Annotated in this window: 22 protein-coding genes and 1 tRNA gene; 11 read left to right on the top strand and 12 right to left on the bottom strand. The window is 67.5% G+C overall.

Translation table 11 applies throughout. From position 1 onward, the window contains the following. Window positions 1-28: 28 nt before the first annotated feature. Entirely contained in the window at window positions 29-1039 is a 1011-nt protein-coding gene (locus H7692_RS09245) for an NAD(P)H-dependent glycerol-3-phosphate dehydrogenase (protein ID WP_227340087.1), read from the bottom strand. Next, window positions 1036-2070: a tRNA (adenosine(37)-N6)-threonylcarbamoyltransferase complex transferase subunit TsaD gene (tsaD, locus tag H7692_RS09240; RefSeq protein ID WP_227340086.1), complete on the bottom strand. Its 1035-nt coding sequence runs from the start codon at window positions 2068-2070 to the stop codon at window positions 1036-1038. The genes H7692_RS09245 and tsaD overlap by 4 nt, the downstream gene beginning before the upstream one ends. Window positions 2071-2133: 63 nt before the next feature. On the opposite strand from tsaD, the gene hemC reads away from it, so the two are divergent. The 5 genes from hemC to H7692_RS09215 are packed head-to-tail and all read left to right on the top strand — an operon-like array spanning window position 2134 to window position 7073. Beyond that, a complete protein-coding gene (gene hemC, locus H7692_RS09235) occupies window positions 2134-3081 on the top strand; it encodes a hydroxymethylbilane synthase (protein WP_201928545.1) in 948 nt (315 codons plus the stop codon). Continuing rightward, entirely contained in the window at window positions 3078-3764 is a 687-nt protein-coding gene (locus tag H7692_RS09230; RefSeq protein ID WP_222136631.1) for a uroporphyrinogen-III synthase, read from the top strand. Before hemC ends, H7692_RS09230 begins: the two co-directional genes overlap by 4 nt. Window positions 3765-3786: 22 nt before the next feature. After that, the gene (locus H7692_RS09225; RefSeq protein ID WP_201928547.1) at window positions 3787-4692 is read left to right on the top strand and encodes a mitofilin family membrane protein; all 906 of its coding nucleotides are present in this window, start codon (window positions 3787-3789) and stop codon (window positions 4690-4692) included. Window positions 4693-4738: 46 nt separating this feature from the next. Next, window positions 4739-5941: an acyl-CoA dehydrogenase gene (locus H7692_RS09220; RefSeq protein WP_201928548.1), complete on the top strand. Its 1203-nt coding sequence runs from the start codon at window positions 4739-4741 to the stop codon at window positions 5939-5941. Continuing rightward, a complete protein-coding gene (locus H7692_RS09215; protein ID WP_201928549.1) occupies window positions 5934-7073 on the top strand; it encodes a CaiB/BaiF CoA transferase family protein in 1140 nt (379 codons plus the stop codon). Before H7692_RS09220 ends, H7692_RS09215 begins: the two co-directional genes overlap by 8 nt. A 59-nt stretch (window positions 7074-7132) precedes the next feature. On the opposite strand, the gene H7692_RS09210 is transcribed toward H7692_RS09215, so the two are convergent. Continuing rightward, window positions 7133-9469 (bottom strand): TonB-dependent receptor, encoded by a 2337-nt coding sequence (locus H7692_RS09210; protein WP_201928550.1) that lies wholly within the window; start codon window positions 9467-9469, stop codon window positions 7133-7135. A gap of 199 nt (window positions 9470-9668) precedes the next feature. On the opposite strand from H7692_RS09210, the gene H7692_RS09205 reads away from it, so the two are divergent. After that, on the top strand, window positions 9669-10301 hold the full coding sequence (locus H7692_RS09205; protein ID WP_201928551.1) for a TetR/AcrR family transcriptional regulator: 633 nt from the start codon (window positions 9669-9671) through the stop codon (window positions 10299-10301). Here the strand turns inward: H7692_RS09205 and metW are convergent. From metW to metX, 3 genes are read right to left on the bottom strand one after another with little or no spacing between them, the layout of a single operon-like run. Continuing rightward, a complete protein-coding gene (gene metW, locus H7692_RS09200) occupies window positions 10298-10888 on the bottom strand; it encodes a methionine biosynthesis protein MetW (protein ID WP_201928552.1) in 591 nt (196 codons plus the stop codon). The genes H7692_RS09205 and metW overlap by 4 nt on opposite strands. Further along, window positions 10885-11322: a GNAT family N-acetyltransferase gene (locus H7692_RS09195; RefSeq protein ID WP_222136629.1), complete on the bottom strand. Its 438-nt coding sequence runs from the start codon at window positions 11320-11322 to the stop codon at window positions 10885-10887. The genes metW and H7692_RS09195 overlap by 4 nt, the downstream gene beginning before the upstream one ends. After that, entirely contained in the window at window positions 11319-12443 is a 1125-nt protein-coding gene (gene metX, locus H7692_RS09190; protein ID WP_222136627.1) for a homoserine O-acetyltransferase MetX, read from the bottom strand. Before metX ends, H7692_RS09195 begins: the two co-directional genes overlap by 4 nt. A 79-nt stretch (window positions 12444-12522) precedes the next feature. Here metX and hisC point away from each other — a divergent pair, with 79 nt between their 5' ends. Together hisC and H7692_RS09180 are read left to right on the top strand one after the other, a co-directional pair. Further along, window positions 12523-13629 (top strand): histidinol-phosphate transaminase, encoded by a 1107-nt coding sequence (gene hisC / locus H7692_RS09185; protein ID WP_222136625.1) that lies wholly within the window; start codon window positions 12523-12525, stop codon window positions 13627-13629. A gap of 4 nt (window positions 13630-13633) precedes the next feature. Continuing rightward, complete coding sequence (locus H7692_RS09180) at window positions 13634-14542, top strand: prephenate/arogenate dehydrogenase family protein (RefSeq protein WP_222136624.1); 909 nt, start codon at window positions 13634-13636, stop codon at window positions 14540-14542. 1 nt (window position 14543) lies between these two features. Here the strand turns inward: H7692_RS09180 and H7692_RS09175 are convergent, their stop codons facing one another. The 4 genes from H7692_RS09175 to ftsE are packed head-to-tail and all read right to left on the bottom strand — an operon-like array spanning window position 14544 to window position 17441. Beyond that, on the bottom strand, window positions 14544-15263 hold the full coding sequence (locus H7692_RS09175) for a lysophospholipid acyltransferase family protein (RefSeq protein WP_201928557.1): 720 nt from the start codon (window positions 15261-15263) through the stop codon (window positions 14544-14546). A 10-nt stretch (window positions 15264-15273) separates the two neighbouring features. Continuing rightward, entirely contained in the window at window positions 15274-15804 is a 531-nt protein-coding gene (locus tag H7692_RS09170) for a YdcF family protein (RefSeq protein WP_201928558.1), read from the bottom strand. Continuing rightward, window positions 15801-16706 carry a cell division protein FtsX gene (locus H7692_RS09165; RefSeq protein WP_222136622.1) on the bottom strand — a complete coding sequence of 302 codons (906 nt, stop codon included), beginning with the start codon at window positions 16704-16706 and terminating at the stop codon, window positions 15801-15803. The genes H7692_RS09170 and H7692_RS09165 overlap by 4 nt, the downstream gene beginning before the upstream one ends. A 9-nt stretch (window positions 16707-16715) precedes the next feature. Continuing rightward, the gene (gene ftsE / locus H7692_RS09160) at window positions 16716-17441 is read right to left on the bottom strand and encodes a cell division ATP-binding protein FtsE (RefSeq protein WP_201928560.1); all 726 of its coding nucleotides are present in this window, start codon (window positions 17439-17441) and stop codon (window positions 16716-16718) included. 103 nt (window positions 17442-17544) lie between these two features. Here ftsE and H7692_RS09155 point away from each other — a divergent pair, with 103 nt between their 5' ends. Next, window positions 17545-18315 (top strand): zinc-ribbon domain-containing protein, encoded by a 771-nt coding sequence (locus H7692_RS09155; RefSeq protein WP_222136620.1) that lies wholly within the window; start codon window positions 17545-17547, stop codon window positions 18313-18315. 31 nt (window positions 18316-18346) lie between these two features. Here H7692_RS09155 and H7692_RS09150 read toward each other — a convergent pair whose 3' ends face one another. Next, the gene (locus H7692_RS09150; RefSeq protein WP_227340085.1) at window positions 18347-19381 is read right to left on the bottom strand and encodes a YeiH family protein; all 1035 of its coding nucleotides are present in this window, start codon (window positions 19379-19381) and stop codon (window positions 18347-18349) included. 122 nt (window positions 19382-19503) lie between these two features. On the opposite strand from H7692_RS09150, the gene H7692_RS09145 reads away from it, so the two are divergent. Both H7692_RS09145 and H7692_RS09140 read left to right on the top strand, forming a co-directional pair. Continuing rightward, window positions 19504-19580 (top strand) — tRNA-Arg (locus tag H7692_RS09145). A 137-nt stretch (window positions 19581-19717) separates the two neighbouring features. Then, window positions 19718-20791, top strand: a complete 1074-nt coding sequence (locus H7692_RS09140) for a transglutaminase-like cysteine peptidase (protein WP_201928571.1) — start codon at window positions 19718-19720, stop codon at window positions 20789-20791. On the opposite strand, the gene H7692_RS09135 is transcribed toward H7692_RS09140, so the two are convergent. Then, window positions 20737-21987: an HlyD family type I secretion periplasmic adaptor subunit gene (locus H7692_RS09135; protein ID WP_201928572.1), complete on the bottom strand. Its 1251-nt coding sequence runs from the start codon at window positions 21985-21987 to the stop codon at window positions 20737-20739. The two genes, H7692_RS09140 and H7692_RS09135, sit on opposite strands and share 55 nt — an antisense overlap. Between the last annotated feature and the right edge of the window lies 1 nt (window position 21988).

Genomic DNA, 21988 nt, shown 5'->3' with positions numbered 1-21988 from the left:
GGGGAGGCAGGCAATTGCAAGCGGTCGCTCATCGCCCCTCGGGTCGCAGCGGTCGGCTGAGCAGCGCCTGAATGGCGTCGGCGATGCGGGTCTCGCCCGCGACGAGGCGCGCCACCGCATCGGTAATCGGCATGTCGATACCGTCGGCGCGGGCGGCGGCGGCGATGACCGGCGCGCTGAAGGCGCCTTCGGCGACCGAACGGCGGTCGGACATCAGCGAGGCGGCGGATTCGCCGCGCCCCAGCCCTTCGCCAAGCGCGAAATTGCGCGAATTGGACGAGGTGCAGGTGAGGACAAGGTCGCCAAGCCCCGCGAGTCCGGCGAGCGTTTCGGCATGCGCGCCGCGCGCGAGGCCGAAGCGCGTCATCTCGGCAAAACCCCGGCTGATCAGCGCGGCGCGCGCATTGAGGCCCAGCCCCGCGCCCTCGACGATGCCGCAGGCGATGGCGAGGACATTCTTGATCGCGCCGCCGATTTCGGCACCGATCATGTCGTGCGAAACATAGGGGCGGAAATGCGGCCGCGCGATCGCGCGAGCGAGCGCGTCGGCAACGCCGGCGTCCTCGGCCGCGAGCGTGATCGCCGTGGGCAGCCCCGCCGCAACCTCCTTGGCAAAGGTCGGCCCGGCGAGCACGGCGAGCGGCCTGCCGGGGCAGAGCGCGCGCGCAATATCGATGGGAAAGGCGAAGCTCTCCGCCTCCATCCCCTTGCTGCACAGGATGAGCGGGGCGTTGCCTGCGGGGAGATTGGCAAGCACGCCGCGCATGAAGGGAACGGGCACGACAATGAGCAGCGCGTCGCACGATGCAAGATCGGCAAGCGAGTCGGTCGCGGCAATCGACGGCGAAAGCCTGGCATTCGGAAGGAAAAGCGGATTGGCGTGATCGGCGTTGACCGCAGCGACGACCTCGGCCTCGCGCGCCCAGAGCCGCACGGGGGCGCCGTCGGCGGCGAGGAGCTGCGCGAGCGCCGTGCCCCACGCGCCCGCGCCGACGACGCCGAAATGCGCAGGTGACGACGTCATGCTGTCATCGGTCATGCTTTGACTCCGGCACCGCGCACGGCTTCGGCCGCGGGATCGAGCGGCCAGCGCGGGCGCGCCGCCGTGTCGAGGGGATCGGTGAGCCCTGCGGCGAAACGCTCGGCGCCCGCCCACGCGATCATCGCGCCATTGTCGGTGCACAGCCACAGCGGCGGCGCGACAAAGGGCTTGCCGAACTCGCCCGCGAGCGCGGTAAGCGCGGTACGGATCGCGCCATTGGCGGCAACGCCCCCCGCGACGACAAAAGCGGTTGCCTGCGGGCAGGCCGCGAGCGCGATGCGGCTTCGGTCGACGAGGCAATCGACCACCGCGGCCTGGAAGGAGGCGGCGAGATCGGGCGTGGCGTGCGCTCCGCTGGCCGCCGCGCGCGCGACCGCGCTCTTGAGCCCTGCGAAGGAGAAATGCGGCTCGTCGCTGCCGACGAGCGGACGCGGCAGCGCGACGGCGCGCGGATCGCCCTCGGCGGCAATATGTTCGACCGCGGGCCCGCCCGGATAGCCGAGTCCGAGAAGTTTCGCTGTCTTGTCAAAGGCTTCGCCTGCCGCGTCGTCGATCGTCGTGGCGAGGCGGCGATAGGCGCCCACCCCCTCGACGAGCAGCAGCTGGCAATGACCGCCCGAGACGAGCAGCAGCAGGTAGGGAAAGCTGAGGTCGGGTTCGACGAGTCGGGGGCTGAGCGCATGGCCTTCGAGATGATTGACCGCGACGAGCGGCTTGCCCGCCGCATGCGCGAGCGCCTTTCCGGTGACGAGGCCGACCATGACGCCGCCGATCAGCCCGGGGCCGGCGGTCGCCGCGATCGCGTCGACATCGGACAGCGCGACGCCCGCGTCGGCGAGCACCTGTTCGACGAGCGGCGCAAGGCGGTCGACGTGCGCGCGCGCGGCGATTTCGGGAACGACGCCGCCATAGGGGCGATGCTCGGCCTCCTGCCCCGCGACGCGATGCGCCAAAATGGCCCGGTCGCTGGTGACGAGCGCGGCCGCGGTTTCGTCGCAGCTCGATTCGAGGCCGAGGATCAGAGTCATAATATTACGCTTCCCTTTACCCGCCCCTTTATCGGCAGGGCAAGCCACGCTAGCAGCGGCACGATGACCATGCTTCCGACGCCCGACCACCCGCTTCGCATCGGCACGCGCGCCTCGCCGCTCGCGATGGCGCAGGCGCATATGGCGGTTGCCACGCTGATTGCGAGTCACGGGCTCGATCCGCAGGCGCTCGAAATCGTGCCGGTCACCGCGACGGGCGACAAGATCCAGGACCGCGCGCTCGCCGAGGTCGGCGGCAAGGCGCTGTGGACGCGCGAACTGGACGCGATGCTCGACGCAGGCGTGATCGATGTCGCGGTGCACAGCCTCAAGGATGTCGAGACGATCCGCGATCCGCGCTTTCACGTCGCGGCGATGCTCGAGCGCGCCGATCCGCGCGACCGGCTTGTCATGCGTGACGGGCTGGAAGCGCAGACGATCGCCGACCTGCCGCAGGGTGCGCGGCTGGGGACGAGCAGCCCGCGCCGCGCCGCGCAGGTCAAAAAGCTTCGGCCCGACCTCGAAACGCCGCTGCTGCGCGGCAATGTGGCGACGCGCCTCGCCAAGCTGAACAGCGGCGACTGCGATGCGACCCTGCTTGCGGCGGCGGGTCTCGACCGGCTCGGGATGCACGACGTCGGCTTTGCCCAATCGGCCGAGATCCTGCTCCCGGCGGCGTCGCAGGGCGCGATCGGGATCGAGTGCCGCGCCGACGATGCCGCGACGCGCGCGCTGGTTGCTGCGGTCGACCATGAACCGACGCATCGCGCCGTCGCCGCCGAACGCGCGCTGCTCGCGGCGCTCGGCGGCGATTGCCGCTCGCCGGTGGCGGCCCATGCGATGTGGCAGGACGACGGGCGCCTGCGGCTTTTCGCCGAAATATTCTCGGAAGACGGGGCCGATCATATTGGCGGTGCGACCTTCGTGTCTGACTCCGCCGACGCCGAGGCTTTGGGGCACCGCCTGCTGGCGCAGGCGCCCGCGTCGGTAAAGCGCCTTTTCACGGTATGAGGGGCGCGATTCCGCTCGTTGTCGTTCGTCCCGACCCCGGCGGCGCGCAGACGGTCGAGCGCGCTGCGGCCATGGGGCTCGACGTGCGGCACATGCCCCTGTTCGCCGCGCATCCGCTCGACTGGACGCCGCCCGATCCCGCCGATTTCGACGCGCTGATGCTGACCAGCGCACAGGCGCCGCGCTTGGCGGGGCCGGGGATTGCTGCGCTTGCGGGCCTACCCGTATTTGCCGTCGGCGATGCGACCGCCGCCGCGGCGCGTGCGGCGGGGCTGGCCGTGACCGCAATCGGCCCGGGCGACGGGCAGGGGCTTCTTGACGCTATGACGTCACAGAATTTTACAAGGATTCTATGGCTTTGCGGGCGCGAACGGTCGTCGTTCGATGCGCGCGGCGCCGCGCTCACCGCGCGTCCGGTCTATGCGGTCGACCCGGTCGATCCCCCCGCCGAATGGAGCGCGCTGGTTGCCGGGCCGGCGGTGATGATGGTGCATTCGTCACGGGCGGCTGCCCGGCTGTCCGACCTGATGGGGCCGGAGCGTAAGCATCTGATCTTGCTTGCGATAAGTGCCGCCGCGGCGGACGCTGCGGGCGCTGGTTGGGCCGGATTGGCAATTTCTCCTCGCCCCGACGACGCCGCAATGTTGGCAGAGGCACATGCTTTGTGCCACAAGAGGGGATAACAGGGTCGTTCGAAAGAGAAACATGCCAATCGAAAACTTCGACACGGCTGCGCCTGCGAATGGCGCGGCATCGACGAAGGGGCCATCGTTCCGCACATTGGCGATCGGAGCGGCGCTGCTGCTGTTGATCGGCATCGTCGGCGGCGGCTGGGCGATGAACCGCCTGATAGCTGTCGAAGATCGCCCGGCGGCGGCGAAGGCTGCTCCCGAACCGGCGGCTGCCGACACGCTGATCGGCACCACGGCCGAGGCTGCGGTCGCCGCGCAACCGGCGATGGTCGTCGCACCGGTCGATGGCGCCAGCGCGCTCGCAGCGCGCGTCGCCGAACTCGAGCAGCGCCTGTCGCGCATCACGCTGCAGGCCGAATCGGCGTCGGGCAATGCCTCGCGCGCCGAAGGGCTGCTCGTCGCCTTTGCAGTGCGTCGCGCGCTCGACCGCGGGCTGTCGCTCGGCTATCTCGACGCCCAGCTCCGGCTGCGCTTTGGCGACGACCAGCCCAATGCGGTGAAAACGATCATCGACACCTCGCGCGACCCGGTGACGCTCGAACAATTGCGCACCGCGCTCGACCGGCTTGCGCCCGAGCTTGTCGGTCGCGGTGCCGAGGATGGCGGCAGCCTGTGGACCGGCCTGCGCCGTGAATTGTCCGAGCTGTTCGTCGTGCGTCCCGCGGGCACCCAATCGCCGCGCGCGTCGGAGCGCCTCGACCGTGCACGTCGCTATTTGTCGGCGGGCCAGGTCGACAAGGCGATCGAGGAGGTCGAGGCGATGCCCGGCGCCGATGACGCCGCCGACTGGATCATGGATGCGCGCCGCTATCATGAAGCGCGCCGCGCGCTTGACCTGATCGAGACTGCGGCGATACTGGAACCGCGCGACAGCCCCGCTGCCGCAATCGCCCGCAGCCAGGGCGATCGGACCCCCTAGCACCGGCCCGCGCGCGGCGCCGGTCGCCTTTGAAGAAAGCCCTTTCATGGCCCTCGCCGATCCGCAGCGCATCGAGGCGCTCGACCCGCTCGACCCCCTCCAGCTCGACGATCAGCTGACCGAAGAGGAGCGCATGGTGCGCGATACCGCGCGCAGCTATGCGACCGACGCGCTGCTGCCGCGCGTGACCTCGGCCTTTCTCGACGAGCGATTCGACCGCGAGATCATGTCCGAAATGGGCGCGCTCGGGTTGCTCGGCGCGACGATCGACCCCGAATATGGCGGCGCGGGGCTCAATTATGTCAGCTACGGGCTGATCGCGCGCGAAGTCGAGCGCGTCGATTCGGGCTATCGTTCGGCCTGTTCGGTGCAAAGCTCGCTCGTGATGCATCCGATCAACGCCTATGGCAGCGACGAGCAGAAGAAGCGTTTTCTCCCCGGCCTCGCGTCGGGCGAGCTGATCGGTTGTTTCGGGCTCACCGAACCCGATGCGGGCAGCGACCCCGCCGGAATGCGCACGCGCGCCGAAAAGATCGAGGGCGGCTATCGCCTCAAGGGCGCGAAGATGTGGATCACCAATTCGCCCATCGCCGACGTTTTCGTCGTGTGGGCGAAGTCGGACGCGCACGACGGCGCGATCCGCGGCTTCATCCTCGAAAAGGGGATGAAGGGGCTGTCGGCGCCCAAGATCGAGGGCAAGGTCAGCTTGCGCGCCTCGATCACCGGCGAAATCGTGATGGACGGCGTCGAGGTCGGCGAGGATGCACTGCTGCCGCACGTCTCGGGGCTGAAAGGGCCGTTCGGCTGCCTCAACCGTGCGCGTTACGGCATCGGCTGGGGCGCGATGGGCGCCGCCGAATTCTGTTACGAGGCCGCGCGCAATTACACGCTCGAGCGCAAGCAGTTCGGGCGTCCGCTCGCGGCGAACCAGATCGTTCAGCTGAAGCTCGCGAACATGCTCACCGAAATCGCGCTCGGAACGCAAGCGGCGCTGCGCGTCGGGCGGCTGATCGACGAGGGGCGGCTCGCGCCCGACATGATCAGTTTCCTGAAGCGCAACAATTGCGGCAAGGCGCTCGACATCGCACGCGTTGCGCGCGACATGCACGGCGGCAACGGGATCGCCGCCGAATATCATGTCATCCGTCATGCGGTGAACCTCGAAACGGTGAACACCTATGAAGGGACGCACGACGTCCACGCGCTGATCCTCGGCCGCGCGATTACCGGCATCAGCGCCTTTGCCTGATCCGAGGCCGCTCGAGGGCGTCCGCGTCGTCGAACTGGCGCGGGTGCTTGCGGGGCCGTGGTGCGGGCAGTTGCTCGCCGACCTTGGCGCAGAGGTGATCAAGGTCGAACGGCCGCGACAGGGCGACGATACGCGCCACTGGGGGCCGCCCTTCGTCACCGGCGCCGACGGTGACAATCTGGGCGCGGCCTATTATCACAGCTGCAACCGCGGCAAGCGCGGCGTCGCGATCGATATCGCGACCGCGGCGGGGCAGGCCGAGATCCGCGACCTGATTGCGGGCGCCGACGTCGTCATCGAAAATTACAAGGTCGGCGGCCTCGCCAAATATGGGCTCGACCCCGCGCGGCTGCGCGCCGATTTCCCCCGGCTGATCGTCTGTTCGATCACCGGTTTCGGGCAGACCGGTCCTTATGCCGGGCGCGCGGGATATGACTTCATCATCCAGGCGATGGGCGGCGCGATGGCGCTGACGGGCGAGCCCGACGGCCCGCCGCAGAAGGCGGGAATCGCCTATGCCGACATTTTCACGGGCATGTATTCGGCGGTCGCGATCCTTGCGGCGTTGCGGCGTCGTGACGCCATGGGCGAGGCCCAGGGCGGCGGCGCGCACATCGACATGGCGCTGCTCGATTGCCAGGTCGGGGTACTCGCCAATCAGGCTGCCAACTATCTGACGAGCGGCGTGTCGCCGCGACGCATGGGCAACGGCCACGCGAACGTCGTCCCCTATCAGGCGTTCGCGACCGCCGACGGCGATCTGGTGATTGCGGTGGGCAACGACAGCCAGTTCCGGCGGCTGTGCGTGCTGTTGGGCGCGCCCGATTGCGCGGACGACCCGCGCTTTGCAACCAATGCCGCGCGGCTTGAGCATCGCAGGGAGTTGATCCCGCTGCTCGCCGCGCGCATCGCGACGTGGGAGGCGCAGCCGCTGGCGCTCGCGCTCGAGGCCCAGGGGATACCCGCGGGGCCGATCAACGACATGGCCGCGGTCTTCGCCGACCCGCAGGTGGTCGCGCGCGGGATGCGCTTTCGGCCCGAGGGCGCAGCGGTCGACGGGCTCGCAAGCCCGATCGTCATCGACGGCGAACGGATGGTGGCGGACAAGGGCGCGCCGCCGCTCGCGGGCTGACCGCTCCCAAAGAAAAGGGGCGCCAAAGCGGCGCCCCTCCCCCCATTATGTCCAACGCGTCAGAATTTGACCGTGCCGGTCACGAAGACCTGGCGCGGATTGCCGTAATAGGCGGTCAGAACACCTTCGGCGCCCAGGGTCGAGCTGATGCCCGGCTGGCCATTGAGAAGAATGAACTGACCGGTGTCGGGGTTCTGACGCAGGAAGTTGTATCCGGACGTGATGTACCGCTTGTTCGTCAGGTTGCGGCCATGAACCCCGAGCGAGAATATGTCGTCGATGTTCCACACCAGATTGGCGTCCCACAAGGCAAAGCCGGGCTGATCGAGGCCGGGGGTCGGGATTTCAAACTGCTGGCTCGCACTGCGATAGGAAATTGTGGTGCTCGCGTTGATCGAACCCTCGCCGACCGGCGTACTGTACGAAAGGGTGCCCGAAGCAGTCAGGTCGGGGGTGTTCTGAATGGACCGTCGATCCGCAACGTCGATACCGCGCGAATCGATGAACCGGTCGAACTTTGCATCGAGATATCCGAGCGCCCAGCTGAAGTTGAGCGAATCGCCGTCGACGCCGAAATCGCGCGCGGCGACAAGATTGCCTTCGAACTCGAGGCCCTTGAACGTCGCCTTGCCCGCGTTGGTGGTGATGCCGATAAAGGTCTGGACGCCGCCGACGACCGCGCCGACCGAGCCCGGAATCTGAATGTCGGTATAGTCGGCGTAGAAGGCGGCGAGCGCGAATGTCAGGCGGCGGTCGAACAATTGTCCTTTCCAGCCAAGCTCGTAGCTATCGACCGTTTCCGGATCGAATGACAGGAAATTGTAGATGTCCTCATAGTCGCCGCCGGCGCCGCCGATGCCGTTGCCATTGGCATCGGGCGCGGCCGTGCCGACGCCGCGCGGATCGAAGCCGCCGCCCTTGAACCCTTTGGAGTAGGAGGCATAGACAGTGTGATCCTGCGTCGGCTTGAAAGCGATCGAGGCGCGCGGTGTAAATTTCTTGAAATCGGCCGTGCCACGGAAATCGGTCTGGCGAACGATCGGCGCCGTGGTGCCGCCGAAGAAGGGCGACGATCCGAGATAGACGTTGCGCTGGACGATCGAAGTGCGACGGTCCCACGTGTAGCGGCCGCCGGCCGAGAGGCTCAGCTGATCGGTGATGTCATAGGTGAAATCGCCGAAAATTGCGCCGGTCCTGGTGTCGACATCGCCAAAGGTGAGCGCCGTGACCGTACCCGGCAGACGAACGTCGAAGGTCGTGCGCGCACTCGCGTCGAGATAATAGCCACCGATCAAGCCGTTGAACCGCCCCACGTCGAACAACAGCTGAATTTCCTGACTGATTTGCTTGTTGTTGTAAAAGGCCGGCACATCGAGATCGACGGCGGGCAGGGCATCGAAGTCGATCGGAGTCGCGCTGTCGTCCTTGCGATAGCCGGTGATCGTGCGGACGGTCAGCCAGTCGGTCGGTTTGAGTTCGCCAAGCGCCGAGAATCCCCAGGCCTCGACATCCTGCGTCGGGCTGACGAGGGCGCCGCGGCTGTCGAACACATCGTCGAGCACGGGGGCGCCGGTCGCCAGCGAGGTGATCAGGCGATGGCCGCCGCGCGTTTCGCTTTTGTCGCGCGTGTAGTCGCCGGTGATGCGGAAAAAAGCGTCGTCGCCGGGCACGATTTCGACCGTTCCCCGGCCCGCCCAGACGTCCTTGTTATAATTCTCGCGCCCTGTCGTCAGATTGGTGCCAAAGCCGCCGCGGCTGAGACGCGCGACGGCACCGCCGACGCGGACGGTGCCGTCGCCCAACGGCACCGCAGCGCTGATCACGCCGTCAGCCTGGTCATAGCTGCCATAGGTGCCGCGCAGTTTGAACTCCGCGGTATCGCCGATGCGCTTGGTGACATATTTCACCGCCCCGCCGATGGTGTTGCGGCCATAGAGGGTGCCCTGTGGCCCGCGCAGCACTTCGATGCGTTCGACGTCATATATGTCGAGCACCGCCCCCTGCGGGCGGTTGAGCACGACATCGTCAAGATAGAGGCCAACCCCCGCCTCGAAACCGGCGACCGGATCCTGCTGCCCGACGCCGCGGATAAAGGCCGAAAGCGTATTGTTGGTGCCGCGCGAAACCTCGAGCGTGACGTTCGGGGCGCTGGCTGCGACATCGGTGATGTCGATGGCGCCTGCATTGGCCAGCGCCTCGCCGGATATTGACGAAACCGCAATTGGAACGTCGATCAGCCGCTCGTCGCGGCGGCGGGCCGTGACGACGATGGCGTCGTCGTCGGACGCGGCGCTCGCGCCTTCGTCCTGCGCAAAGGCGGCGGGGGCAAAGCCGAGCATCGAAAGCGCGCTCGTCGCCAGAACGGCGCGGCGCAGGCTGCGGGCGGATGAACGCATGATCTCTCTCCCTTGACGGGGTGACCCCTCGCCACCCGTTGTTTTTGTTAAGCCGGACTTGCCAAGCTGTGCCGCACCCAATAATGAAACATGAACCAAGTTTCAACTTGGAAAATGAAAAGCACGTTTTTTGCTTGCCAGTGGTGCGAAAATGCCACGATGGAGGTCAGGGGCGATGCGGGGGAGATGGAAGACCGCTATGGATCAGCCGCAATCTGGGCACGGCACCGAAGCCGCGAACCGCGACAAGACGCCGCGCACCGAACGCGGGCGCCGAACGCTGCGCAAGCTGCTCGACGCGGCGGCCGTCGAGTTCGGCGAACGCGGCTTTCATGATGCGTCGATCAGCGGGATCACGCGGCGCGCCGGGACTGCGCTCGGCAGCTTCTACACCTATTTCGATTCGAAAGAGGAGATCTTCCAGGCGCTCGTCCGCTATATGAGCGAGCAGCTGCGCGACCATGTCACGCCGATCGTTCAGGAAGCGCCCGACGAGATTGCGGCAGAGCGCGCCGGCCTCCTCTCCTTCCTCGGCTTCGTGCGCGAGCACAAGGAAATCTATCGCATCATCGACGAGGCCGAATTCGTCGATTACGCCAGTTATCGCCGCCATTATGAAACGACGGTCGCGCGCATGCGCCAGCGACTCGAGGCGGGCGCGGCGCGCGGCGAAATCCGCGCCGACGCGGGCGAGGTTCACGCCTGGGCGATCGCCGGAATGAACGTCTTTCTGGGCATGCGCTATGGCCTGTGGGACGAAACCGCCGACATTTGCGACGTCGCCCGCATCGCGAACGATCTGCTCGCAAACGGACTGAAGCGGCGGGATTAGCCGCGCGAAATCAGGAAGATGGCGTGCTCTGCGCGCCAACTGGCAGCGGCGTCGCCGGTCGTGCGGTCGCGGTTCAGATACCAGACGGCATCGACCTTTATGCCCTTTGCGCGCACGAGTTCGCGAAAGTCGCGGACCGTGACATGGTGGATATTCGGCGTCGCGTACCATGCGACGGGCAAAAGCCGGGTGACGGGCATCCGCCCGTTCCACAGCAGCGACAGCCGCACGCGCCAGTGCGCGAAATTGGGGAAGCTGACGAACGCGCGCGGCGCGATGCGGAGCAGCTCGTCGACGACGCGGTCGGGTCGCTCGGTCGTCTGCAGCGTCTGCGACAGGATCGCATAGTCGAAGCCATCGGCGGGATAGCCTGAAAGGTCGCGGTTCGCGTCGCCCTGCACGACCGACAGGCCGCGCGCGATCGCGGTGGTGACGTTCGCCGCGTCAATCTCCAGCCCGCGCGCGTCGACGCGCTTGTCGTCGCGCAGCGCCGCCATCAGCGTGCCGTCGCCGCAACCGATGTCGAGGATGCGCGCGCCCGCGGGAACGGCATCGGCGATAATCGCCAGGTCGGGGCGCAGCGTCATGGGTGCGCCTCGCAATAGACGTCGGGGAAATGGCGCTGCATGAACGGCGCGCTGTCCTTGATCGCCGTCCAGCCGAGTGCGGCATAGAGCCGATGCGCGTCGCGCGTCGCCAGCATCCACCGCCGCAGTCCCTGCAGGTCGGGATGATCGTGCAGTGCCTGGACCATTTGCGAGGCAAGTCCGTGCCCGCGATGGGCATCGAGAACATAGACATCCGCCAGATAGGCAAAAGTCGCGCGATCGGTCACGACGCGCGCGAACCCGACCTGTTCGCCATCGTCGGTAAAGGCGCCGACGCACAGCGAACCCGCGATCGCGCGTACGACGACGGTGAGCGGGATATCGGCCGACCAATAGCTTTGCGCGAGAAAGGCGTGGATCGACGCCACCTGCATCTCGGACGGTTCGAAGGACAGGCGATAGGCTGCGGTCATGCGGCACCGGATTGTAGCGCCCCGGCGACGAGCCGGTCGAGCGCGGGGACGTCGAGGAGGAAGCTGTCGTGGCCGAAGGGCGCCGACAATTCGACGAAGCTCGCAGCGGCGCCGACGCTCTGCAGCGCCTGGACGATGCGGCGCGATTCGGCGGTGGGGTAAAGCCAGTCGGTGTCGAAGCTGACGAGCGTGAAACGCACCTCATTCGACCGCGCGAAAGCGCCCGCGAGCTGGCCGTCGTGCGGTTCGGCGAGGTCGAAATAGTCCATCGCGCGCGTGATATAGAGATAGGCGTTGGCGTCGAAACGGTCGGTGAAGGCGAGCCCCTGGTGCCGCAGATAGGATTCGATCTGGAAATCGGCGTCGAAGCCGAAGCTCTTGATGTCGCGCGCCTGCAGGCGGCGGCCGAACTTTTCGGTCAGCCCTTCTTCGGACAGATAGGTGATATGCGCGGCCATGCGCGCGACCGCGAGGCCCTTTGCCGGGCTGCGCGCGCTGCCGTAATATTGGCCGTCCTGCCAGTCGGGGTCGGCCATGATCGCCTGCCGCCCGACCTCGTGGAATGCGATATTCTGCGCCGAATGGCGCGCGGCGCTGGCGATGACGACCGCCGAGACGAGCCGCTCGGGATAATGCGCCGCCCAGGCGAGCGCCTGCATCCCGCCCATCGACCCGCCGACGACGGCATGAAGTCGCGCGATGCCGAGATGGTCGAGCAGCATCGCCTGCGCGCGCACCATGTCGCCGATGGTGATGACGGGGAAATCCATGCCGAGCGGCGCGCCGGTCGCCGGGTCGGGAGTCGCGGGGCCGCTCGATCCCATGCAGCTGCCAAGCACATTGGCGCAGATCACGTAAAAGCGGTCGGTGTCGATCGGCTTGCCCGGCCCGACCATCCGCGCCCACCAGCCCGGTTTGCCCGTCGCAGGATGGTCGCTCGCGACATATTGGTCGCCGGTGAGCGCGTGGCAGACGAGCAGCGCGTTCGACTTGTCGGCGTTGAGCGCGCCATAGCTTTGCCAGGCGATCGTCACCGATGGCAGCGACTGGCCGCTGTCGAGCGGAAGCGGCGCGTCGATCGTCACGCTTTGATGCTGGATCTGGTGGAGCAGGCTCGCCATCGTTCGCGCGGGGCTAAGCGCGTGCGCGGGGGCTGTCAACGCACTGGACTCGACCGCCACAACCGCTAAACGGCCCCGCATGACCGACACGACGCGCACCTTGCAGCCAAAGCCGTGGATCAGCGGCATCGCTCCCTATGTTCCAGGCAAGTCGGCGGGTGCCGACGGACGCCCGCTCGTCAAGCTTTCGGCAAACGAAAATCCGCTCGGAACCGGCGACAAGGCGCGCGCCGCCTTCGCCGAAGCGGCGGGCGAATTGTCGCGCTATCCCGACCCCGGCGCCGCCGCGCTGCGCGAGGCGATCGCGGCGAAATATGGCCTCGATCCCGCGCGCGTCATTTATGGCACCGGGTCGGACGAGCTGCTGCACCTTGCGACGAGCGCCTTTGCCGGCCCCGGCGACGAGGTGCTTTATGTCCGCTATGGTTTTGCGGTCTATGAAATCGCCGCGCGCCGCGTCGGCGCGACGCCCGTCGAGGCGCCCGACCGTGACTATGCGACCGACGTCGACGCGCTGCTCGCCGCGGTGACCGACAAGACGCGCGTCGTCTTCCTTGCCAACCCGAACAATCCGACGGGAACGCTCGCGACGCGCGAAGAGGTGGCGCGGCTCCATGCCGGGCTGCCCGGCGACGTGCTGTTCGTGCTCGACCAGGCCTATGCCGAATATCTCGAACCCCACGAGGATGACGGCGGCCTCGACCTTGCCAGAACGGCGTCCAATGTTTTCGTCACGCGCACCTTTTCGAAAATCCACGGCCTCGCCGCCGAGCGCATCGGTTGGGGCTATGCGTCGGGCGCGGTGATCGCCGCGCTCCACAAGATCCGCGCGCCGTTCAACGTCACGCGCTGCGGGCAGGCGGCGGCAATCGCGGCGCTCGGCGACGACGATTTCGTCGAGCGCAGCCGGACGCACAATGCCAAATGGCGCCAATGGCTCGCCGACGAGATCGAAAGCCTGGGCAATCATGGGCTGCGTGTCGTGCCGTCGGCGACAAATTTCCTGCTCGTGCTGTTCGATGGCGCGGTGACCGCCGAGACGATGAACCAGCGACTGATGGATGCCGGCTATATCGTGCGCTGGCTGCCGGGGCAGGGGCTGCCCAATGCGCTGCGCATGACGATCGGGACCGAGGAAGAGACGCGCGGCCTCGCGGCGGCGATTCGCGCCGCGCTGGCGGATTGACGTCGTGACGCGCCGCTTCGGCAGCCTCGCGATCATCGGGCTTGGCCTGATCGGATCGTCGATCGCGCGCGCGGTCCGCGCGAAGCTTCCCGATGTGCGCGTCGTGGGCCACGACGCCGATGCGAGCGTGCGCGACACCGCGCGCGCGATCGAGCTGTGCGATGTCGTCGCCGACGATGCCGTGGCGGCGGTTGCCGAGGCCGATCTCGTGATTCTGGCGGTACCCGTCGGCCGGATGGAGGAGGCGGCGCGTGCGATTGCACCCGGCCTTGCCCCCGATGCGATCGTGTCGGACGTCGGATCATCGAAGGCGGGAATTGCCGAGGCGCTGGCGCGCGCGCTGCCCGGCCGGACGGTGATCCCGGCGCATCCCGTGGCAGGGACCGAAAACAGCGGCCCGGCGGCGGGCTTTGCGACATTGTTCGAGGGACGCTGGTGCATCCTGACGCCCGCATCCGATGCGCCCGCGACCGAGGTCGAGGCGCTGGCCGCTTTCTGGAAAGCGCTCGGCGCCAGGGTCGAAACGATGGACGCGGCGCACCACGACATGGTGCTCGCGGTGACGAGTCACCTGCCGCACCTCATCGCCTATACGATCGTCGGCACCGCGAGCGAGCTCGAGGAAGTGACCGAGAGCGAGGTCATCAAATATTCGGCTGGCGGTTTTCGCGATTTCACGCGCATCGCGGCGAGCGACCCGGTGATGTGGCGCGACGTTTTCCTTGCCAACAAGGACGCCGTGCTCGCGACCCTGCAGCGGTTCAACGAGGACCTGACCGCGCTCCAGCAGGCGATCCGCCGCGGCGACGGCGCGCGGCTCGAGGACTGGTTCACGCGCACGCGCGCGATTCGCCGCTCGATCATCGAGCAGGGGCAGGACGATGCGGCGCCCGATTTCGGGCGCAAGCATTAGATCAGTCCGCCAGCAACGCCTCCGGCGGGTTCAATGCATTGATCGCGGCGCGTACCCGCGCCTCGGCCTCGTCGCGCGGAAGGCCGGCAGGGATGCGCTCGCCGACCTTGTAGGTGATCGTTCCCGGCCATTTGATCCAGCGGCGCGGCGGATAGGCGATGCCGCTGTTCACCGCTACCGGAATCACATCGGTCCCGAGCAGGCGATACATGCCGGCAAAACCGGGGCGCAGTGGCGGCGCCTCGCCGTGCGGGACGCGCGTTCCCTCGGCAAAGAGGCAGAGCGGCCGTCCCGCCGCCAGCGCGGCCTTGGCGGCGCCGAGCATCGCGCGCATCGCCTTGCCGCCGCCGTCGCGGTCGACCGGGATCAATCCGTAGAAACGCGCCGCCTGGCCCCAGACGGGGATCGAGAACAGCTCTTCCTTGGCGAAAACCGCCGGGTGGCGAAACAGCATCGGCTGTTCGATCGTCTCGAACGCCGATTCATGCTTGAAGACATAAAGGACGGGCGCGTCGGGCATTTCGCCTTCGACGATGATCTTCTGGCCGAGCAGAACGCGGCAGATCAGCCGGTGGAATATTGCCCAGATGCGCACGAAGAAGATCGTGGCGCGATGCGAGATCGGCAGGCTGACGACGGCGCCGATCGAGGAAATGCTGCTCATCAGCACAAAGGCGATCCAGAAGAGGATCGACCGGACAAGGGCGACCGCATATCTCACGCGAAAAGCCTCACAATCCGAGCAGGCCGCCGACGAGCCCTGCGAGATATTTGTGATACTCGCGGAACAGGGTCGCGAAGCTCGGTTCGCTGCGCACCGCGTCGGGGAGGATCGTCACCTTGTCGCCGACTGCGCGGCCGATTTCATATTCGGCGCGGCGCATGTGCCAATCGGTCGTGACGAGCCGCACGCTGCGATAGTTGCGCCGCGCAACCCAGGTCGCGACTTCGGTCGCGTTCGATCGCGTATCCTCTGCCTCGAAACCCAGCGCGACGCAGCAATCGAAAAGTTGCGGAGGGCGCTTGTAGGTTGCGGCAAGCTCGCGCGGTTTGACCTCGCGCGCGACGCCGCTGATCAAAAGCCGCTTGGCATCGCCCGCCTCGAGCCGTTCGAGCGCGCGGTCGATGCGTCCCGGACCGCCGGTGAGCACGACGATCGCGTCGGTCTTTTCCGGCCCTGCGGGCATCGGCGGCAGCAGCGCGAACCAGGCAAAGCCCAGTACCCACGCAAGGAACAACAAGGAAATCAGGCGCTTGATCATAATATCTTCTTGAGCGCGGCGAGCAATGTCTGCCGCGCCGTCAAAGCCGCGAGCGCGATAGCCAATAGCGGCAGCGCCAGCAAGAGCGCCCAGCCCGCGGTTCCGAGCGACGCCGTCGCGGCGAGGCCCGCCGTGACGCCCGACCATTGCCAGCCGATGAGCAGCAGGATCGCCGCGGCGACCGCCGTGCCAAGCGCGATGCCATAGGCGGTGTCGATCGCGATCCGCCGCTGGAACAGCCGCGTAATCTGGCGGTCGGTCGCGCCGATCAGGTGGAGCATCTCGATCGTCGCATAATGGGTGCCGAGCGCGGCGCGCGCGGTCATGATGACGATGGCGGCACTCGCGAGCGTCATCAGTACGACCATCGCGCCCGCCACCCACGCGAGCGAGCGGATGAGCCGCGCGACGGGGCCAAGCCATTCGGCGTGCGGGATAATCCGTGCGCCCGGCGCCTCCTTGGCAACCAGCGCGCGCAGCGCACGCATCTGGTCCGCACGGTCGGGCCCGGCGAAGTCGATGTCGACGAGTGCGGGAAGCGGCAGCGATTCGAGCACCGGATCGTCGCCTGCGGCGCTCCCGAACCATTGGCCGAGCGTTGCGAGCAGCTCATCCCTTCCAACCGCGCGCGCCGAGCGGACATAGGGCTGCGCGGCGGCGCGGTCGAGCAGCGCCGCCGCCTGCTCCGCGCGCATTTCGGGATTGGCGGTGACGATCTGCACGGTGACGCGGTCCGCGATCGCATCGCCGATCGCATTGGCCGAACGCGCGAGCCCCACGCCCGCCGCTGCGGCGAGCAGGGTGAGGAGCATCAGAATCGCGATGACCCACGGCGTCGGCCCCGACAGGCGCCGGTCGGGGAGCAGGCTGCGATGCTGGACGGGAACGCGCGGAATGATCATCGTCCGCCCTCAACTCCGGTTCGGCGGATAGCGCAGCGCGCCCGTCGGGTCGGCGAGCCGCCCTTTTTCGAGGCGCATCATCTGCACATTTTCGATCCGGCTGATCAGGTGAATATCGTGCGTCGCGACGACGACCGTCGTGCCGAGCCGGTTGAGCGCCTCGAACAGTCCCAAAAGGCGCATCGCCATGTCGGGATCGACGTTCCCCGTCGGCTCGTCGGCGACGAGCAGTTGGGGGCGGGCGATCACCGCGCGCGCGATCGCGACGCGCTGCTGCTCGCCGCCCGACAGCGTCGCGGGGCGCGCGTCGGCGCGCTCGCTGAGCCCGATCCAGCTCAGCATCTCGCCCACCGGACCCGCCAGATCCTCTTCGCTCACCCCGGCGACCCGCAGCGGCAGCGCGATATTGTCGCGCGCGGTCAGGTGCGGGATCAGCCGGAAATCCTGGAACACGACGCCGATCCGGCGGCGAAAACCGGGCAGGCGATGGCGCGGCATGTGCCCAAGATCCTCGCCGAACAGCCGGACGATGCCGCGGCTCGGCCGCTGCGCCAGATAGAGCATCTTGAGCAACGACGTCTTGCCCGCACCCGAAGGGCCGGTGAGGAAATAGAAGCTGCCTGGCTGGAGGTTGAAGCTGATGTCGCGCAACACCTCGGCATCGGGGCCATAGCGCAGACCAACCCCGTCGAACTCGACCATCGCGCCACCGGACCGGGGAGTGCTGCCGCTCATGTGCTGCCTCTTGCACGGCTATGACGGCAGGACAAGCGGCGAGTGCGGCGGCTTGGGCCACGCGGCGCTTGCAACGCCGCGAATCAGCGTGTTTAGAAGGGCCATGATCCTTGCCTGCCCGTCCTGCCACACCCGCTATGTCGTTCCCGACACGGCCATCGGCCCGGCGGGCCGTACCGTACGCTGCGCCAATTGCCGCCACAGCTGGTTCCAGGAACCCGCAGCGCCGGTCGCGGCGCCGCCGCCTGCGCCTGCGCCTGCGCCCGAGGCCGCGCCATCTCCCGAACCCGCTTCGCCAACGACCGAAGCTGCGGAGCCGAGTGGCGCGCCGAACGACGCGCCGCCATCGTCGCCGCCACCGCCTCCGGCGGCCTTCGCCGAAACCGCGCAGCCCGCGCCGCCGCCCGCGGCCGAGGACGCGCCGCTGCCGTTCCGGCGGCCGCGCCGCAATCCGGCGAAGCGCTGGACATTGATTGCGGCGACCGCGGCGATTTTGATGATCGGCGCGACCGGCGCGCTTTATTGGTTCGGGCTGCCGGGCTGGGCACAGGGGCTCGGCATTCCCGGCATGACCGACGAGCCCGATCTCGTGATCGAACTGCCGCCCAATCAGGATCACCGCGAACTTGCCGACGGCACGATCTATTTCGCTGCATCGGGGGTGATCATCAATCCGACCGACCGCGAACAGCGGGTGCCCCCGATCCTCGCCGAGCTGCGCGATGCCCAGGGCACGATCGTCTACAGCTGGACGATCAAGCCGCCGGTGCGGATGCTCCCGCCGAACGAGAAGGTCAATTTCAGCGAGGCAAAGCTCGACATTCCGCGCCGTGCGACGCAGTTGACGGTCAGCTGGGCGCTACCGAAAGGCTGATAAATCAATTGTTTGACGTGACGTCACGGCGTCAGAGCGTCAGCGCCGCGGCGAGCGCGAGCAGAAAGCTCGTGAGCGTTGCGACGACAATCGGCGCAAAGCTGCGCCACCCCTGATCGAGCAGCAGATAGAGGCGCGCCTTCATCGCGGTCGCGACGATCGCGAGCAGCAGCAGCGCCTGCGCGCCCGTCGTTGCGCCAGCGCGGACGGGCTGCGGCAAGGCGACGAGCGAATTGACCGCGACGAGCGCCAGAAAGCCGAGGATGAACCACGGCAGGCGCAGCGGGATGCGCCGCGTCGGCGCCGCACCGCCCTGCCGCCCGATCCATAGCGCGACCAGCATCAGCATCGGTGCGAGCAGCGCGACGCGCGCCAGCTTGACGATCGTCGCGACCTCGCCCGCCTCGGCCGAATAGGAAAAGCCGCCGCCGATCGCCTGCGCAACGTCGTGGATCGACGCGCCGATCAGGAAACCCGCCTGACGATCATCCAGTCCCAGCTGCGCGGCGAGAACGGGATAGAGCGTCATTGCGAGTGCGCTCGCGACGGTGATCCCGACCAGCGTCAGCGTGAAGCGCGCCTGATCGACGCGCCGGTCGCCGATGAGCGACCACAGCGCGAGCGCCGCCGACGCACCGCAGATCGCCGTCGCGCCGCCGGCGAGCAGCGCGGCATGGCTGTCCTGCGCGAACAGCCGCGCACTCGCGACGGTGACCAGGATGACCGCGAGCATGATGCCGACGAGCAACGCAAAGGGCAGCGGCCCCAGATTGGCGAGCTGTTCGGCGGTAATTCGCGCGCCGAGCAGCACGATGCCGACGCGCAGCGCGGTCTGCGACATCAGGTCGAGCCCCGCGTGCGTCCGCGCATCCTGCGAGAGAAAGGACAGCGCAAGTCCGATGAGCAGCCCCATCAACACCAGCGGTACGGCATAATGATCGGCGAGCCATGCCGCCGCGAGCGCGGCGATTGCCGTGACCAGCGCGCCCGGCAGATAATCGCGCAGCCGCCGCCGCGCGGGCGGCTGCGCCTCGAGCTGCATTTCGCCATAGAGGTCGGCGGCCATCGGCCACGCCTGCTCGGATATGTCCCTCGTCCTCATACCCCGCCCGCTTGGCACAAGCGCGCGCGCCGGTCGATAGGCCATTGCTGGCACGCGCAGGGCTTGCTAGAGGCCGCGCTCTACCGGCACCCGTAGCTCAGCTGGATAGAGCGCTGCCCTCCGAAGGCAGAGGCCAGGGGTTCGAATCCCTTCGGGTGCGCCATTTCTCGATATAGCGACATCGCTCCCCGCGCCGCGCGCGGTCAATCATGGCCAATGGCGCCTTAACCATTGCCATGAAGCTTATCCTCATCCCGTTCCTTCAATTGAAGCGGCATGGGGAATGCGAGCCGTTCATTCATGCGCGAGTCGCGCTGGCTTCCGGCCTTCGTCGCGCTTGCCGCGCTGGCGCCTGTCGAGGCCTATGCGAGCTCCAAGATCGAAAATGACCGAATCGTCCCGGCGCTCGGCGCGCCGTGCCGCCCCGCCGTGTCGGTGAGCCTGGCGCAGTCGATCCTTGGTGGCGCTCCCAGTGCGCTCGATGCAATCCGCGCCAGTCAGAGCGACGGTTCGGGCAGCGTTATGGATAAAACGGCGCCGCAACCTGCCGTGCCGCTGTTCGTCGCGGCGACGCGAAGGCCGATCGAGCCTGCAAGCCGTTACGTCGCCGATGCCCGGACCCCAAGCGGGGACAGCATCCTCCCCTGTCCCGCCGGCGCGCGATCGGTCAAGGCTGCCGCCGGCTTCACCGCACCCGACTTCGGAGCATTGGCCGCCGAACTCGACCCCGATGCCGAACTCGGCACGCAGCCGATCGCCGTGCAGCGTACGCGCTTCGACGATCGGTGGAATCGCGTTCGACAGGCGCCGCCGGCGTCGCTGATGCACACGCAGCTCGCGCGGGCGCAGGTGCATTCGGGGCTTGGCGAGCGCGACAAGCTTCAACGCGTCAACAATTTCGTCAACGCGCAGATCGCCTATGTTGCCGACGACCGCAACTATGGCCAGCGCGACCTGTGGGCGACCGCCGGACAGACGATCGCGCGCGGCAAGGGCGATTGCGAGGATTTCGCGATCCTCAAGATGCACATGCTGCGCGCCGCCGGGGTCGATCCGAAGCGGATGAAGCTCGTGCTGCTGCGCGACCTCGCGGCGAACGCCGACCATGCCTTCCTGCTTGTCGATACGGCCGAGGGAAAGCTCGTGCTCGATAACCTCACCGACCGTCTTTACGACGGCCATCGGGCGCAATCGGTGCGCCCGGTGCTGTCGTTCAGCGAGAATCGCCGCTGGGTCCATGCCTATCGCGGCGTCGAGCCCGCGCAGGACCTGATCGCGCGCCCGGCGGCGCGCCGGACTTTTGCCGTGGCGATCAACAATCAGCGTTCGGTGAGCGCCGATCCGCTGACCTTCAAGACCGGCTTGAGCAAATAGGTCAGCACCGACTTTTTGCCGGTCAGGATTTCGACATCGCACATCATCCCCGGCGTGATCGGTAGCCGCTTTCCGTTCGACACGAGGAAGGCGTTGCTCGTTTCGACGACGACGGTGAAATAGGCCTCGCGTTCGACCTCGTCATAAATGCTGTCGGCCGACACGCGCACCACCTTGCCCTTCAGCCCGCCATAGACCGAAAAATCATAGGCGGTGACTTTCACATTCGCGGGATCGCCGACCTTGATGAAGGCGATGTCGCGGGGCGTGACGCGCGTTTCGACGAGTAGTTTCTCACCGAGGGGGACGATCTGCATGATCTGTTCGCCGGCATTGACGAAGCCGCCGACGGTGTTGACGAGCAGGTCGTTGACGACGCCGCGCGCCGGCGAACGGATTTCGGACCGTGCGAGGCGGCCTTCGGCGCCGCGGATCGTCTCTTCGTTGACCGCCATCTTGGTCGTGAGCTGGCTGCGCTCGTTGAGTGCCTCCTGCTGAAAGTCAAAGCGCGCGCGCGCAACTTCGGCGCGCGCCTCGCGCACCGCGGCTTCGGAGCGCGAGATCGCCTGGCGTGCCGCGGCGAGGCGGCCCTGGATGTCGACGACCTCGCGCTGCGCGGTCAGCAACTCGGTTTGCGGGACGACCGATTTCGCGGCGAGCGGTTCGAGCATCGCGACCTGCTCGCGCGCGAGGCGCAGGCTCGATTCGAGTGACGAGGCAGTCGCCCGCGCTTCGCCGAGGTCGCGCGAACGCTGGTCGACCGCCGCCGACAGCGCGGCGAGCTGGCTCTGGAGCGACGAGCGTCGCGCTTCGAGCAGCCGCGCCTCGTCGCCGCAGGTTTCGCCGGTGCAGCCCGGCCCGCCGGTTTCGCTGGCCAGCCGGGCCGCGCGCTGCGCGAGCCGCTCGTTTTCGGTTTCGAGCTGGCCGAGCTCCGATTGCGACGAAGTGTTGTCGAGGCGGACGAGCAATTGCCCCTTGTTCACCGTCTGCCCCGATCGCACGAGGATTTCCTTGATCGTCGACGGTTCGGCCGACTGGATGATCTGGACGCGCGAGGTCGGGATGACGCGCCCTTGCCCGCGCGTGATCTCGTCGACGCGCGCGATGCTCGCCCAGAGCAGGAAGAGGACGAAGCCCGCCGCCACCCCGACGATGATCTGTTCGCTGCCGCGAAGGCGGTTCCAGTAATTCAGCATC

Source organism: Sphingopyxis sp. P8, assembly GCF_020622175.1.
Lineage (GTDB): Bacteria > Pseudomonadota > Alphaproteobacteria > Sphingomonadales > Sphingomonadaceae > Sphingopyxis > Sphingopyxis jiangsuensis.
This window is presented reverse-complemented; position numbering and strand designations above follow the sequence as displayed.

Coding starts and splice junctions, on each gene's coding strand:
- metX (WP_222136627.1), bottom strand. CDS start 12,443: ATGGCGAGCCTGCTCCACCAGATCCAGCATCAAAGCGTGACGATCGAC.
- H7692_RS09205 (WP_201928551.1), top strand. CDS start 9,669: ATGGATCAGCCGCAATCTGGGCACGGCACCGAAGCCGCGAACCGCGAC.
- ftsE (WP_201928560.1), bottom strand. CDS start 17,441: ATGAGCGGCAGCACTCCCCGGTCCGGTGGCGCGATGGTCGAGTTCGAC.
- tsaD (WP_227340086.1), bottom strand. CDS start 2,070: ATGACTCTGATCCTCGGCCTCGAATCGAGCTGCGACGAAACCGCGGCC.
- H7692_RS09140 (WP_201928571.1), top strand. CDS start 19,718: ATGCGCGAGTCGCGCTGGCTTCCGGCCTTCGTCGCGCTTGCCGCGCTG.
- H7692_RS09150 (WP_227340085.1), bottom strand. CDS start 19,381: ATGGCCGCCGACCTCTATGGCGAAATGCAGCTCGAGGCGCAGCCGCCC.
- H7692_RS09155 (WP_222136620.1), top strand. CDS start 17,545: ATGATCCTTGCCTGCCCGTCCTGCCACACCCGCTATGTCGTTCCCGAC.
- H7692_RS09220 (WP_201928548.1), top strand. CDS start 4,739: ATGGCCCTCGCCGATCCGCAGCGCATCGAGGCGCTCGACCCGCTCGAC.
- H7692_RS09135 (WP_201928572.1), bottom strand. CDS start 21,987: ATGCTGAATTACTGGAACCGCCTTCGCGGCAGCGAACAGATCATCGTC.
- hisC (WP_222136625.1), top strand. CDS start 12,523: ATGACCGACACGACGCGCACCTTGCAGCCAAAGCCGTGGATCAGCGGC.
- H7692_RS09195 (WP_222136629.1), bottom strand. CDS start 11,322: ATGACCGCAGCCTATCGCCTGTCCTTCGAACCGTCCGAGATGCAGGTG.
- metW (WP_201928552.1), bottom strand. CDS start 10,888: ATGACGCTGCGCCCCGACCTGGCGATTATCGCCGATGCCGTTCCCGCG.
- H7692_RS09225 (WP_201928547.1), top strand. CDS start 3,787: ATGCCAATCGAAAACTTCGACACGGCTGCGCCTGCGAATGGCGCGGCA.
- H7692_RS09165 (WP_222136622.1), bottom strand. CDS start 16,706: ATGATCATTCCGCGCGTTCCCGTCCAGCATCGCAGCCTGCTCCCCGAC.
- H7692_RS09245 (WP_227340087.1), bottom strand. CDS start 1,039: ATGACCGATGACAGCATGACGTCGTCACCTGCGCATTTCGGCGTCGTC.
- hemC (WP_201928545.1), top strand. CDS start 2,134: ATGACCATGCTTCCGACGCCCGACCACCCGCTTCGCATCGGCACGCGC.
- H7692_RS09170 (WP_201928558.1), bottom strand. CDS start 15,804: ATGATCAAGCGCCTGATTTCCTTGTTGTTCCTTGCGTGGGTACTGGGC.
- H7692_RS09210 (WP_201928550.1), bottom strand. CDS start 9,469: ATGCGTTCATCCGCCCGCAGCCTGCGCCGCGCCGTTCTGGCGACGAGC.
- H7692_RS09230 (WP_222136631.1), top strand. CDS start 3,078: ATGAGGGGCGCGATTCCGCTCGTTGTCGTTCGTCCCGACCCCGGCGGC.